This is a genomic window from Thermococcus sp. JdF3, from assembly GCF_012027495.1.
Lineage (GTDB): Archaea > Methanobacteriota_B > Thermococci > Thermococcales > Thermococcaceae > Thermococcus.
In genome coordinates this window covers 281,766-295,538 of sequence record NZ_SNUK01000002.1, presented here as the reverse complement: position 1 = coordinate 295,538, position 13,773 = coordinate 281,766, and the positions used below count along the sequence as shown (strand labels likewise).

The window sequence follows — 13,773 nt, the reverse complement described above, 5'->3', positions numbered from 1 at the left end:
GTAATTCTCAAGGCCTTAAAAAAGTTGAGAAATCAGAGCCTCGCCACGTGCACCGAACAGGAGATGCACGGGTCGTAGGCGCGAACGACCATCTCGGTGAGGTACTTGAGCCTCTCCGGGTCGTCGTTGTAGTGCTTCTCCGCCATCATCCTGACGTGGACCTCCATCATGGCGAAGTTGTAGGCCGTCGGCGTGATTATGTCCGCGTAGGCAACCCTTCCGTCCTTGACCTCAAGGGCGTAGGTGACGATTCCGCGCGGGGCCTCGGTGGCGCTGACGCCAAAGCCGTCCTTCACCTCAACCCTGTCCCTCGGTGCTATCGGCCACTTGGCGAGGGCCTCGTCTATGAGGTCGATAGCCCTCTCCGTGAAGTAGACCAGCTCAAGCGCCTGGGCGAGGTTGTTCGCGAAGGGGTTGGTCGGCCTGAGCAGGTCTCTGTGGCTCTCGTAGAGCTCCCTGGCCCTTCCGTAGAGTGTCTCCGCGTTGTTGACCAGCCTCGGAAGCGCACCGACCATAAAGGGCTTCTCGCCCTTGTAGAAGCTGTGCTTGGCGAAGCTGTGCTCAACGACCTTCTCGACGATGTGCTTCTTGTAGTCCTCGACCGGGAACTCGAAACCGTCGCTCACCTTGATGTAGTCGCCGTAGATGCCGTAGACGTCTCCCCTCGGCTTTACCGCCATGTGGATTATCGGCCCCTCGACCTCCCCGTACTGCTCGAGCTTGGAGAACAGCTCGAAGGTGTACTCGGCCTTTGGGAGGGCCTCCTGAAGGCGCTTCTTCATGGTCTCAAGGGTGGCCTTGTCGGGCAGCTTGCCGAAGCCTCCGAGGACCACGTTCTCCTGGTGTATCGCCCTCGCTCCGAGTTCGTCCATCATCCAGCTTCCGAGGTTCTTGAGGTCGAGGGCTATGCCTATCTCCTTCTTGTACTCGTTCACCATCTTGAGCGGGTTGGAGTAGCCGAGGTAGTCCGGGAGGACGAGGAGGTACAGGTGGAGCGCGTGGCTCTCTATCATGTCGCCGATGTAGAGGACCTCTCTGAGTGCCTGGATTTCCTCGCGCGGTGTGAAGCCTATCGCCTTTTCGGCGGCCTCCACCGCGGTGAGCTTGTGGGCAGCCGAACAGAATGAGCATATCCTCGGGTAGACCGCCAGGGCCTCGTCGAGCTTCTTACCCACGGTGATGGCCTCGAAGAACCTTGGCCCCTCGATGATGTTGAGCTTGACCTCCTTGACACCCTCGTCGCCGACGACTATCTCAACGCCGCCCTTGCCCTCAACGCGCGCTATGTGGTCAACGGTGATGGGAAGGTAAAGGTTCTTCATTCTTCCACCCCCTGGAATATCTTCTCAACCATCTCTTCGAGCTTCGGGTTGTGGGCGTTGAACATCTTCATGCGCTGGAGTATATCCTCCTTGGTGAGTCCCTTCTCCTTGAATGTCTTGGCTAGTGAGTCGAACCAGGCAACGTCGTAGCCTATCGCGCCGCGGCAACCGATGCACGCCACCCCGAATCCCGGGCACCTCGCGTCGCAGCCGGCCCTCGTTATCGGGCCAAGGCACGGCTCTCCTTTCTCTATGAGTACGCACGGGTGTCCCTTCAGCCTGCACTCGACGCAGACCGGGTAGTCTATGTCCTCCGGCCACGAGCCGACGAGGAAGGTACCGAGGGCGTAGAGGAAGTCCTTCTTCTCCGGCGGGCAGCCGTAGATGCGGTAGTCGACTTTGATGTAGTTCTCGACCGGCTCGGCCATCTTCGGCTCGAACTTGACTTTTCCGTCGCCGTAGACGGTCTTCCAGAGCTCCTCAAGGCTCTTGTCCTTCTCCCAGCTCTGCACACCGCCGTGGACGGCACAGGAACCGACGGCGACGACTATCTTCGCGTTCTCGCGTATCTTCTTGACGAGCTCGACTTCCTCCTCGGTGGAGACGCTTCCCTCGATGAAGGCTATGTCCACAGGCTCGTCCTCGTAGCTGTCGCGCTCAAGCATGAACCAGCAGACGATTTCCGCGTGCGGGAGCAGCTGGAGTATCTCGTCCATCATGGCCAGCTGGAGCTGACAGCCGTAGCATGAGGTGAGAGCGTAAAACCCAATTCTGACCTTTCCTTCCATCTCCACCACCTCAGTCCAGTAAGCCAGGCGTTGATACTATGTCGAAGTACGTGAAGACCGGGCCGTCCTTACAGATGTACTTCCAGCTCGTGCTCGTTCCGACGTTGCAGTGGCCGCACTTTCCTATTCCGCACTTCATCTTCCTCTCCAGCGTGACGAATATGTTCTCAGGCCTGTAACCGTAGTTGATGAGGGACTCAAAGACCGACTTGTACATCCTCGGCGGACCGCAGATGGCTATGGCGGTCTTCTTCGGGTTGGTGTTGGCTTCAACTATGAAGTTCTGCGGCCTTCCGTGCAGTCCCGGCCACTCCGGGTCGCGGGTGACGCTCTGGATTATCTTGACGTTCTCGGCCTCGGCGAGGTCCTTCATCGCCTCGAGCTCCTTGTAGAAGAGCAGGTCTTTTCCATAGCGGGCCGTGTTGATGAAGGTTATGTTGCCGTACTTCCAGCGGTTGTCCATGGCGTAGAGGAAGACGCTCCTGAGCGGAGCCGTACCGAGACCCGCAGCTATAAGGAGCAGGTCCATCCCCTCCCAGTCGTCAACGGGGAAGCCGTTTCCGTAGGGGCCGCGAACGAGGACGGTGTCGCCGGGCTGGAGCTTGTGGATGACCGTGGTGACCCTTCCGGCCTTCCTGATGCACAGCTCGAAGAATCCCTTCCTCATCGCGGAGGAGCATATGCTTATCGGAACCTCGCCAACGCCGGGGATTGTGAGCTGGACGAACTGTCCGGGCCTGAAGGTCCACTTCTCGGCCAGTTCGGGGTCTTCGAAGCGGAACAGGAACAGCTTCTCGGTCTCGGTCAGCTGATAAACCTTGAGAACCTTCGCTCTGTGGAGCGCGTAGGGGTTCTCCTCTGGCATCATAATCTCCCTTGGAACTACCTCGCTCATATGTCCTCACCCCTTATCTCCGAGGCGTAGGCGAATCCCCTCTTCGGGATTTCCTCGCTTACCTCTCCCGGGCACGTCTTCTCCTCAAGTCCCATGATCGTGCGCAGGTTCTTCACGAAGCTTATTCCCGCCGGGCAGAAGTATGTGCACCTGCCGCAGCCGACACAGAAGCTTATGCCGAGCTTCTCGTTGTAGGAGTTCTTACAGAGGTACCTGTTGCGGAAGCGGTCTTTCTTGGTCGGCCTGAAGTTGTGGTTTCCTGCAACGAGGCCGTGGCTCCTGAGCTGGCAGGAGTCCCAGCGCCTCTCGCGGTAGCCGGTTTCACCGTCGAGGCTGACTATGTCCTGCACCTCGTAGCAGCGGCAGGTCGGGCAGGTGGTGTTGCAGTTGCCGCAGGCGAGGCATATCTCAGCCTGCTCGTCCCACATCGGGTGCTCCATCTCGAGCTCGAGGAGATAGCGCAGGTTGCTCCAGTCCTCGTGGTACTTGAAGGCCTTCGAGCGTTTGTTCTCGAACTCGCGGAAGTTGCAGATGTCCTCGGTGGTGACCTCCTCGAAGAGCTTGATGTTCTTGTCCACTATCCTGTGGCCGGTCGGGGTTCCGACGCGAACGAGCCAGCCGTCCGGAAGCTCGTGCAGGAACAGGTCGAAGCCGTCGTCAGCGAAGTCGGTCTCGCGCAGGTTGCAGAAGCAGTACTCGTCGGGCATACAGCTGATGCCTATGATTATGCCCTTCTCCCTGCGGACCTTGTAGTACTTGTCCGGGAGCTCGTCGAGGTACACGGTGTCGAGCACCTTGAGGCCGAAGATGTCGCAGGCGTGGAGACCGAAGAGCACGAAGGGCTCGACGTCCTCTATGACCTCCTTGTACTCCGCTTTTGCAAGGTTGAACTCGAAGAGCTTCTCCCTCGGCAGGAAGAAGAACTTCTTCGGCGGCATTATCGTCCTGTTGTAACTGAACTCCACCTTTTTGACGTCGTCTATTTCCCTGAAGTCGTAGAACTTCTCGGATATCTTAACCGGGGCGTAGAGCTTGCCCCACTCCTTCAGCCTTTCAAGGAAAACGTGGGTGTTTTCCTTCGGGAGCTTAACGTATCTCAACCCAACCACCTCCGGTGAACATAAATATACACGTGCTCATGTTTATCCCCTCAATTGAGGCTTCTCCGGAGGTTAAAAAAGCGTTTTTAAACCCGAAAATTCTAAACCAAAGGTTGAAACGGTTTTGTTTTCGTATCATGTGAGGAATAAAACAAAAGAGTTTATTCTTTTTTCCGGTCACGCCGGAATCTAAGTGTGCATTTCTGATTTTAAGGCTCCAGAACCTTTAGTTTTGGAAATACGGTTTTGGAAAGCCCTTTAAGTGGAGTTATCACAACTTCTGAATGAACATAGATGATGATATGCTCCATCGTGTTCATCGCCGGGAGGGAGCTGGATGCGCACCATCGTCACGTGCTTTCACTGTGGCATTGGTTGCCGGATGGGGGTGAAGAAAAAACATTCACGTCCCCATGAGATAAATTATCTTCGAGATTTGGACGTCCCTAATGGCTCCGGCAAGCTCTGCTCGCGGGGAAATCTGATGTTCGAACCTGGCGTTGGGAATAACCGAATAAAACGCCCTATGAGGGCTTTGGAGGAAGGAAAGTTTGTTGAGATTAGCTGGACGGACGCCCTTCGTGAGGTTGGTTTTCAGTTATCTAAATACGCCCGCGATGACCCCGAGATGCTTGGTTTCATAGGTGGAGAGATCGTATCAAATGAGTCGGCGTATCTATTTCAGAAGCTTGCCAGGTTGCTTGGTACCAACAACGTCGATACAACCGCCTCCCTTTCCCATGGGGTTTCGATTAGGGCGGTTCTTGAAATGGACGCGTGGGGCCACTGGGCAACCTTTACGGATATCGACGGGGCAGACCTGATCATAGTCTGGGGAGCAGATCTGGCGGGAAATTACCCGGTACTGCTCGGGAGGATTGCCAGGGCAAGAGAGCGTGGGGCGAGGGTAATTCTCGTGGATCCTGTAACCGGGAGAACATCGAAATTTGCCGATTTCCACCTTCGGCCCCTGCCGGGTACGGACGTCTTCCTCGCGCTCTCCATTATGAACCACCTGATAAAAACCGACGAACGCTTCGGAGCAGTCCTTCCGGAGGACGTCCTAAGACTCGTATCGAGGTTCCCTCCGTCGTATGGAGAGGAGCTGACGGGGGTTCAGGAGAGGGTTATAGACGCCGTTGCACAGGAAATCCTCAGATCCTCTCGTGGAATCATTCTCTGGGGTTCAGGAGTTACAATGAATGAAAACGGTGCCTCCTGCGTAAGGACTCTAATCACGCTCACCTTCATTTCAGGAATGAAGTTTCTTCCCATCTCGAGGTACGGGAACTCCCAGGGTGTCCTCGACATGGGACTCATTCCCGACCTGCTCCCGGGTTATACCCCCTGCGGTGAAAGAGGGGATTTTCAGAAGGCATGGCTTGTTGAGGGTCTGAATCCTAACCCCGGGAAATCGCTTGCTGAAATGGTGGATGGTGGTATTGATGTGTTCTACATCCTCGGGGCGGATTTAACCCGCCATATCCCGGGTGCCCTCGATACCCTGAGGAACGCGGAATTCGTTATTCTGCAGGACTCGTTTATGACCGAGACGGCCAAGTTCGCCGATATAATCCTTCCAAGTGCTCTTCTCTATGAGGAAGGCGGCTCGACGACGAACTTCGAACGAAGGGTTCTGTGGTGTGGAAAAGCCAAAAGACCTCCCGGTGAAGCGCGGGGTGCGGTTTCGATTCTTGGGGAGATTGGAAAGGCCATGAACCTCCCAAGCTTCGGTTATACCTTTGCCGAAGAGGTGCTTAGGGAGATAAGCCTTCTTATTCCGGAATATCCTGGGCCGAGGAAGCTAGTGGGGACTCCAGAAGGTGTTTTACTCGAAAGGCCCCCAGGGGTAAAGCGAAGGTTTGCCCACGTAATTCCATCCAGGCCTCCGGAAGGGGAGATACTTCTCATTCGGGGGCATTCCGGTCGATTTATGCCGGGTTTACTGGCCGGGAGAATGGGGGAGACTGATACCGCCCTCATAAGCCCAGAGGATGCATCGCGCCTCGGCGTTTCAAGCGGCGACAAGATTGCGATTGAAGTCGGGGACAGCAGGATGGTTGTAAGGGCTAAAATCTCAAACCGCACGCTCAAGGGAGTCGTTGTGGTGCACTGGGACCTTGTGCGGGCCGCATTGTCGTTAGGGCCCCTTAGGAACTTTTTGGTATCCAGGGCCTGCCCCTGCAGGATTCGGAGGGATGAAATGTGAAGAAGGTGTTCATTGACTTCAGGAGGTGCATAGGTTGCGGCTCCTGCGAGGCGGCCTGCGCGAGGGAGCATAACGGGAAGCCGAACATATCCATCGTGCAGACGTCCGAACTAATGATGATGTCCTTCAACTGCCGTCACTGTGAGAATGCCCCCTGCATGCTCATCTGTCCAGCGAGGGCGCTTTACAGAGACGGGGACGGGGCCGTTCGCGTTAAATACCATGAATGTATTGGCTGCATGCTGTGTTCTATCGCCTGTCCCTTTGGAACACCGCGTTTTGACGAACGCCTCAAGGTCATGGTGAAGTGCGACCTCTGCGCCAACCGGAGGGCGGAGGGCAAGCTTCCAGCCTGCGTTGAGACCTGCCCAATGGATGCGCTGATTCTGGCCACCGAGGAGGAGATAGTGGGGATGAAGCTGAAGGAGGCCGCCGTCAGGAGGGAGGAGTTCATCAGGAAAGTTGAAGACATGATGGGGTGTGGGCCATGATTGCGCTCGTACTCTCTTCAATAGCGCTCGCCTATCTCGGGGTTGTATGCTTCGTGCTCGATGACAGGAGGGCAGACACGGTAATGCTCCCCCTGCTCTGGTTGTCTTCCCTGATTCAGGTTCTTGTTGCGGCGGTGTTTTACCGCTCCCCGGACCCGATTCACGCTGTGTTCCTCGACATGAATGGATTTGGGGAGGTTTACGGCCTTAGTGTAGACGGCACGAGCGTCTTCACGGCGTTTGTTGTTTCCACGGCAGGGGCGGTGTTTCTGACCTATGCCGTCCGCTATATGGATGAAAAGAACGTCGGCCACCCGCACAGGGAGCAGAAGGGCCGGTTCTACGGCTGGATGATGCTGTTCCTTGGTTCAACGCTGGCTTTCATATACTCCTCCACGGTGCTCCAGATGCTGATATTCTTTGAGCTTATGAGCCTCGCGTGCTGGGGTGTTGTGGGGTTCTATGGCAGTAAAAGGGCGGAACGGGCGGCGCTCAAGGCCCTGCTGATTCCCAACTTCGGGGCCATAATCGGCTTCTACACGGCGGTGGCGTATGGAATCAAATACGGGGACCTTGGGCTTGACTTCCTGGGAGCACTTCCCGAGAGGGAGAAGATGATACTGTTCCTGTGCTTTATGGTGGCCGCGTTTACCAAGAGCGCCCAGTTTCCGCTCTACTCGTGGATCCCGGACGCAATGGCGGCCCCGACCCCGGCAAGTGCCTTTCTCCACGGCGCAGCTATGGTAGAGATGGGGGTCTACCTTCTGATAAGGGTCGTCCAGTTCATGGAGCCTCCAGTCACCGTTTTCTACCCCATGGCGTTGATTCTCGTGGCAACCCTCACCGTTGCAATGCTCCAGTATCCGAGGCAGAGCGATGCCAAGAAACTGCTGGCGTATTCCACGATAGCGGAGTGTGCCATAATGTACACCGGTGTCGCCATTGCCGTCCTCGGAAACCCCCTTGGAATTAAAGCCGCGCTCTTTCAGCTGATGAACCACGCTTACATCAAGGGACTGGCCTTCCTGACGGCTGGATCGTTTACCTACTACTACGGGACGCTGGACATGGGAAGGATAAAGGGCCTGAAGGAAACCCCCCTCCTGGCGTACTCATGGAGCTTTTCTCTACTTGGACTCGCGGGCCTGCCCCCGTTTGGGGTGTTCTTTAGCAAGCTCTACATATACCTCAACGCCGGGAAGATGTACGATGTCCCGCTCGGAATCCTGCTCCTCCTCGTGGTTCTCGCGGATTCGGTAGTTCTTCTGTACTCAGCACTGAGGAATATCAACTCCATGATATTCAGTGAAGGGGAGCCGAAAAGGGTGGACGGAATCGTAAGTGGGGCACTGTGTTCGCTTATCCTCCTCTCCCTCACGTCCGCCTTTATTGGCTACGCCCTTCTGGGGGTGGTACAATGATATTTGCGCTGATGTTTCTCCTGGCTATCATCGTAGGACTGGTGTCCAGAAACTCAAAGGTAGTGAGCGTTCTCTCGGCGCTCGCGTCCATTTCCCTGGTGGTTGAGGCTACTGGGGGAATTGTCTTCCACACCGTCATTTCAGGAATCACCGTTGCCTTTGCCACCGATGAACTGTCCGGGTTCTTCGCCATACTCGTGGGAGTGGCGGGCTTTGCTGTCTCCGTGTACTCGCTCTCCTATATGGGCAGGAGGCACCTCGTGACCGCAGCATACCCCCTATTTGTGCTTTCTATGGCCTTGATAGTCCTCGCCAGGGACTTTCTCACTCTCCTGATTTTCTGGGAGCTGATGACGGCCGCCTCCTACGTCCTCATCATGTATAACCACGAGAGGAGGGAAACCCTGAGGGCCAGCGTCGTGTACCTTGTTGCAATGCACGCCCTGAACACTGCACCCCTGATTATGGGGCTGGGCTATGTCTACAGTCATGCGGGAACCCTCGACTATTCGGCGCTAAGCGGTACTGTAGTTCCCTCATGGGTGATCTGGGCATTGACCGTGGGGTTCCTAGCAAAGGCGGGCATTTTCCCCCTGCATTTCTGGCTCCCTGAGGCCCATCCCGTTGCACCGAGTAATGTTTCGGCACTCCTCAGTGGGGTTATGCTCAAAATGGCGGTCTACGGGATGTTAAGAACCTTGGAAACGTTCGGTAGGGCGGGTTCAATAGCGGTCCCGCTTGTGGTGCTCTCAATCGTCACAATCGCCCTCGGTTCGTTGCTGGCACTCAACCAGAAGGACATCAAGAGGATGATGGCCTACTCAAGCATCGACAACATGGGGTACATATTCCTCGCCATTGGGGCGTACCTGCTCCTTTCGGGGGAGCTCAAGGAAGTGGCCATAACAGCCGTCCTACTGCACTCCTTCAACCACATGCTGTTCAAGAACCTCCTTTTCATGCTCTCTGGCAACATCCTCCACGCGACAGGAAGGAAGGACACGGGCATCAGGGGGCTCTCAAGAGAGATGCCTATCACGTTCGGGCTGTCAATCGTTGGAATCCTTGCAGTGTCAGGTGTACCCCCTCTGAATGGCTTTGCGAGCAAGTGGCTGATTTACAGGGCGACGTTCCTATCGAAGAACCCTCTCCTGGTGGCGGGCGGTGCAGTTGCACTCCTCGGGAGCGCGCTCACCCTGGCGGCCTACCTCAAGCTTTACCGTGTGTTTACCTGCGAGCCAAACGTCGAAGCCGAGGAGGCTCCCTTACCAATGCTTCTTGGCGAGGGGATTCTTGCGTTCCTCTGCGTTGTGGGTGGTGTTGTTCCCGGTATCCTCCTGCGCCCAGTGGGCCTTCCATACCCAGCAACGCTTGACCTCCCGCTCTTCACCCTGATAATAGCTGTGCTCATTGCGTCCCTGTTCGTGGCACTGCCTCCCCGGGCAAGGGAGAGCGGAGTCTGGACCAACGGGGAACCCGTAGAGGAGTTTGAGATAAAGCCGGAGCACATGTACACCGGCGTTTCGGGGGCAGTGCAGAGGATCTCGGCAGCGGGAGACAGAATCCAGTCCCTGGCACTATCAGGGAGCAGGTTCTACCGTTCGACTGGAGGGGGTTACATTGACGAGGCACTGTTCATGCCGCTGATCAGGCTCTCCTGCGGGTTTGGGACATGCTTCAAGGAGCTGTCGAAGGAGCTGAACGGGATGCTCGCGACAACTTTCCTCGTGCTCGTGGCGATGGTAATCGCGTTCCTGGCCTTCGTGGGGGTGATAGGATGAACGCTCAGGACGCCGCCCCAATCATCGTGCCTCTGATGGTTCCTTTCATTGATGGGGTTGCAAGAAAGGTCCGAGCAGTGATTCAGAAGCGTGTCGGCCCATCGATTGTCCAGAGCTGGTACGACCTGCTGAGCTTTTTGAGGATAGAATGTAACTCCCCAGTGGATTCCCTGACATTCAGACTGGCCCCCTACATCGCCTTTGCGAGCGCCATAGGGATGCTCCTGTTCCTGCCCTTTGGAGAAAAGGCACCCTTCGGATTCGAAGGGGACGTCATAGCCTTTATCTACGTCTTCACGATGTTCTCAGCCGCTGTCGTGATGGGGGCTCTGAACGTTCCCAGCTCCTACACATCTGCCGGTGCCGGCAGGGAGGTCACGATGTCCATAGTGTTCAAACCGCTTTTCGCGGTTGTTATTGGAATATTCGCGATGAAAACCGGTGCTTTAACCATAGAGGGCATGGCGTCAGCATTAAAACCCTCAATATCAGTACTCGGCGCATACCTTCTGCTGATTTATCTGACGTACGTTGAGGCTGGTTTCGTGCCGTATGACATAGCCGAAGCGGAAACGGAGCTCCTCGGTGGTCCCCTTGCTGAGTACAGCGGAAGACTGTTTGCGATTATGTTGTGGGCGTTCCAGATAAAGCGGTTCGCCATGATATGGTTGCTGGCGTCAATGCTCGTCCTTCCATTCGTGAGCGGTAGTACTGTGTTACTGTTCCAGTGCGGTGCGTTTGCACTCCTTTTCCTTGGAATGGTCGTGTATGAGGCGATGAGTGCCCGCTACCGCATCGATCAGGCCGTTAGAAATGGGGCCATGGCCGTGACCCTCGGAATTTTCTTCCTGCTCGTTGGATGGATGGGGTGGTAATATGATAGAGGAGTTTGAGGCCAGGTTTGGACCGATCCTTGAAAAGAGAACTCTTGGCGAGAAAAAAGTGCTGTACACGATAATGGCGAGGCCAGAGGACTTTCAGAATATGGTTAGGTCCCTTCTCGCTGGGCAGAATGTAAGGCTCTTTACAATGGTTGGGACTGACGAAAGGGCGGTCGAAGATGCATTCAGCATAACGTACTGGTTCGCGGATACCTCAAAGGGAGAACTCCTGGGCGTGAGGCTATACGTCCCCGAGGACAGGCCGGTGTTTCCGAGCGTGGCCCAGTTCCATAGGGGCGCTCTATGGTTCGAGAGGGAAGTTCAGGATCTTCTCGGCGTTGAGGCGGAGGGTCTGCCGGATCGGAGGAGGTTGATACTGCCCGACGACTGGCCGGAGGGTGTTTATCCCCTCAGGGAGGACTTCAAGTACTCGGAAAGCCCACCTGGCGAGAAGAAGTATCCCTACGCCCGACCTCCCGAAGGCACGAGTGTTCACGCGATAGGGCCGTACCACATCGCCCTCGACGAGCCGGCGCACTTCAGACTCTTTGTCAGGGGGGAGGAAATTGTAGGCGTCGATTACAGGGGCTTCTACTCCCACCGGGGAATTGAAAAGCTCGCGAGGGGCAGGCTGAACTACAACCAGGTGTGCTTCATAGCCGAGAGAATCTGCGGGATATGTGGTTTCTGTCACTCAACGGCCTACGCCCAGGCAATAGAGGAGGCCGCCGGAATAGAAGTTCCTGAGAGGGCCGAGTACATCAGAACACTGCTTCTCGAACTTGAACGGCTCCACTCCCACCTCCTGTGGGTTGGTGTTGCGGCACATCTTGTGGGCTTTGACACCGCGTTCATGGAAGTCTGGCGTATAAGGGAGAGGGTCATGTGGCTGGCTGAGAGGCTAACCGGGAACAGAAAGACCTACGGGCTCGTTGTCGTTGGAGGCGTGAGGAGAGACCTCCTTGATTACCGAAGGGAGCTTGTGGAGAGGGAACTCGATGTAATGAAGAGGGAATTCAACGATGTTGTGGAGTTCCTCCTATCCTCCGGCGGGTTCGTCAAAAGATGTGAAGGGGTTGGAGTGCTGTCAAAAGAAAAGGCGCGGGCCTGGGACGCGTGTGGGCCGGTTGCAAGGGCGTCTGGTGTGGACTACGACGTCAGGAGGGACTTTCCCTACGCTGCATACAGGGATTTGAGCTTTGAAGTTCCGGTCGAGAAGGAAGGGGACGTTCTGGCGAGGGCCACTGTTAGGATAGAGGAGGTAAGGCAGAGCATCTCACTAATTGAGCAGATTCTCGACGCGATGCCCGGCGGGGGCATCTTAGCGGACTTTGGGGATATCCCGGAGGGAGCGGAAGGCATCTCAGCCGTGGAGGCCCCCAGGGGTGAGAACGTACACTACATTCTGGCGGGGGACAGAAATACCATCTACCGCTGGCGCGTGAAGGCCGCCACATACAACAACCTGCAAACTGTGCCGGACATGCTCGTCGGTTACACGATAGCGGACGCACCTTTGATTATAGCCAGCATCGACCCGTGTTACTCCTGCACCGAGAGGGTTCAGGTGGTTGATATCGAGAGTGGAAAGTCAAAGGTGGTGCGGCTGGGGGTGGGAATTTGCCGGTGACCAAGGCGTACCCATTCGAGCCCGAAGAGGCTCCTCCGGAATACAGGGGCATCCCCCGGATAGACCCCGTGCTCTGCATAGGTTGCGGTGCCTGCGCCAACGCTTGTCCGCCGAACGCGATACTGAGGATAGACGACCCCGAAAACGGGACGAGAAGGATAGTGCTCGACGTGGGCAGGTGCATAAGGTGCGCCCGCTGCGAGGAAGTCTGCCCGACGGGTGCGGTCAGGCTCACCGCGGAGTTTGAGGCCGCCACCGATGACAGGAGTGATCACGTGGAGGTCGTTGAGCTAAGGCTAGCCAGGTGCAGGGGCTGCGGGAAGTATACCTGCTACACTGAAAGGCAGGTGGAGAAGGTACTGTCTCTGATTCCGAGGGGAATCCTTGACTTTGACAGGGTGAGGGAAAAACTCCCCCTCTGTTCCGAGTGCAAGCTGAAGCTGACGGTACTCAATGCCACCAAGTTCGGGGAGGTGGAGCCGTGATGAAATCCCTTTGGGTCTTCCACGTGAATACCGGGGCCTGCAACGGCTGCGACATAGAGATACTGGACGTGCTCACCCCATACTATGACATAGAGAGGCTCGGAGTAAAGCTCGTCCCAACGCCGAGGCACGCCCACGCCCTCCTGGTCACCGGACCCTTAACGAGGCAGGCATACCACGCGGCCAAGATGGCCTACGAAGCCATGCCACCAAAGCCGAGGATTGTCATAGCCGTAGGAACCTGTGCGTGTTCCGGAGGGATATTTCACGACAGCTACGCCCTGAGGCGCGAGTACAGGGAGTCCCTTGAATACCCTCTGAAGGGTGGAACCTCAGAGTTCCTGCCTGTGCACCTCTACATCCCGGGATGCCCCCCGAGGCCAGAGGAAATCCTCTACGGCGTTGCGCTCCTCAAAAACATCGTGGAGAAAAAAGTCAGGGGAAGGCGGTTCAGTGAGGGCACCTTCGTTCTCCCGAGGGAGAGCTTCAACGCGTGGGTGGAGGTCCTTCTCCGCGCAAGGATAAGGAAGGAGCTGGGCTATTTCGATGGTTACTCTCTGCTCAGACGCTTTATGGAACTCGTTGAAAGCTCCGAAAGCAAAGAAGAGTTGGAAAAACTCGTTGAGAAGACCATAAATGACGAGGGCGATTCTAGGCTCAGATATGGCCTTGAGAAGCTTTATTCCTACTATCTTGAGGTGGTGAGAACTTATGAGGGCATACTTGCTGCGAAGAGGGCGCTCGTTGGGCTTCCAAAATGAGGTTTCCCG

Annotated in this window: 12 protein-coding genes; 8 read left to right on the top strand and 4 right to left on the bottom strand. The window is 56.2% G+C overall.

Features of this window, described 5'->3' with window-relative positions; genetic code table 11:
• Positions 1–32: 32 nt before the first annotated feature.
• From hydA to hydB, 4 genes are read right to left on the bottom strand one after another with little or no spacing between them, the layout of a single operon-like run.
• Entirely contained in the window at positions 33–1,322 is a 1,290-nt protein-coding gene (gene hydA, locus E3E42_RS04160; protein WP_167902867.1) for an NADPH-dependent hydrogenase/sulfhydrogenase 1 subunit alpha, read from the bottom strand.
• The gene (hydD, locus tag E3E42_RS04155) at positions 1,319–2,110 is read right to left on the bottom strand and encodes an NADPH-dependent hydrogenase/sulfhydrogenase 1 subunit delta (RefSeq protein ID WP_167903168.1); all 792 of its coding nucleotides are present in this window, start codon (positions 2,108–2,110) and stop codon (positions 1,319–1,321) included. Before hydD ends, hydA begins: the two co-directional genes overlap by 4 nt.
• Positions 2,111–2,120: 10 nt before the next feature.
• Positions 2,121–3,005: an NADPH-dependent hydrogenase/sulfhydrogenase 1 subunit gamma gene (hydG, locus tag E3E42_RS04150; protein WP_167902865.1), complete on the bottom strand. Its 885-nt coding sequence runs from the start codon at positions 3,003–3,005 to the stop codon at positions 2,121–2,123.
• A complete protein-coding gene (gene hydB, locus E3E42_RS04145; RefSeq protein WP_167902863.1) occupies positions 3,002–4,105 on the bottom strand; it encodes an NADPH-dependent hydrogenase/sulfhydrogenase 1 subunit beta in 1,104 nt (367 codons plus the stop codon). Before hydB ends, hydG begins: the two co-directional genes overlap by 4 nt.
• A 337-nt stretch (positions 4,106–4,442) precedes the next feature.
• Between hydB and E3E42_RS04140 the strand changes: the two genes are divergently transcribed.
• The 8 genes from E3E42_RS04140 to E3E42_RS04105 are packed head-to-tail and all read left to right on the top strand — an operon-like array spanning position 4,443 to position 13,764.
• Positions 4,443–6,314 (top strand): molybdopterin oxidoreductase family protein, encoded by a 1,872-nt coding sequence (locus E3E42_RS04140; RefSeq protein ID WP_370519590.1) that lies wholly within the window; start codon positions 4,443–4,445, stop codon positions 6,312–6,314.
• Complete coding sequence (locus E3E42_RS04135) at positions 6,311–6,805, top strand: 4Fe-4S dicluster domain-containing protein (protein ID WP_167902859.1); 495 nt, start codon at positions 6,311–6,313, stop codon at positions 6,803–6,805. The genes E3E42_RS04140 and E3E42_RS04135 overlap by 4 nt, the downstream gene beginning before the upstream one ends.
• A complete protein-coding gene (locus E3E42_RS04130) occupies positions 6,802–8,226 on the top strand; it encodes a hydrogenase 4 subunit D (protein ID WP_167902857.1) in 1,425 nt (474 codons plus the stop codon). Before E3E42_RS04135 ends, E3E42_RS04130 begins: the two co-directional genes overlap by 4 nt.
• A complete protein-coding gene (locus tag E3E42_RS04125; RefSeq protein WP_167902855.1) occupies positions 8,223–10,007 on the top strand; it encodes a proton-conducting transporter membrane subunit in 1,785 nt (594 codons plus the stop codon). The genes E3E42_RS04130 and E3E42_RS04125 overlap by 4 nt, the downstream gene beginning before the upstream one ends.
• Positions 10,004–10,882: a respiratory chain complex I subunit 1 family protein gene (locus E3E42_RS04120; RefSeq protein ID WP_167902853.1), complete on the top strand. Its 879-nt coding sequence runs from the start codon at positions 10,004–10,006 to the stop codon at positions 10,880–10,882. The genes E3E42_RS04125 and E3E42_RS04120 overlap by 4 nt, the downstream gene beginning before the upstream one ends.
• Position 10,883: 1 nt before the next feature.
• Positions 10,884–12,518, top strand: a complete 1,635-nt coding sequence (locus E3E42_RS04115) for an NADH-quinone oxidoreductase subunit C (protein ID WP_167902851.1) — start codon at positions 10,884–10,886, stop codon at positions 12,516–12,518.
• Positions 12,515–13,003, top strand: coding sequence for a 4Fe-4S dicluster domain-containing protein (locus E3E42_RS04110; RefSeq protein WP_370519607.1), 489 nt, complete (start codon positions 12,515–12,517; stop codon positions 13,001–13,003). The genes E3E42_RS04115 and E3E42_RS04110 overlap by 4 nt, the downstream gene beginning before the upstream one ends.
• Positions 13,003–13,764, top strand: a complete 762-nt coding sequence (locus E3E42_RS04105) for an NADH-quinone oxidoreductase subunit B family protein (protein WP_167903166.1) — start codon at positions 13,003–13,005, stop codon at positions 13,762–13,764. The genes E3E42_RS04110 and E3E42_RS04105 overlap by 1 nt, the downstream gene beginning before the upstream one ends.
• Positions 13,765–13,773 lie beyond the last annotated feature (9 nt).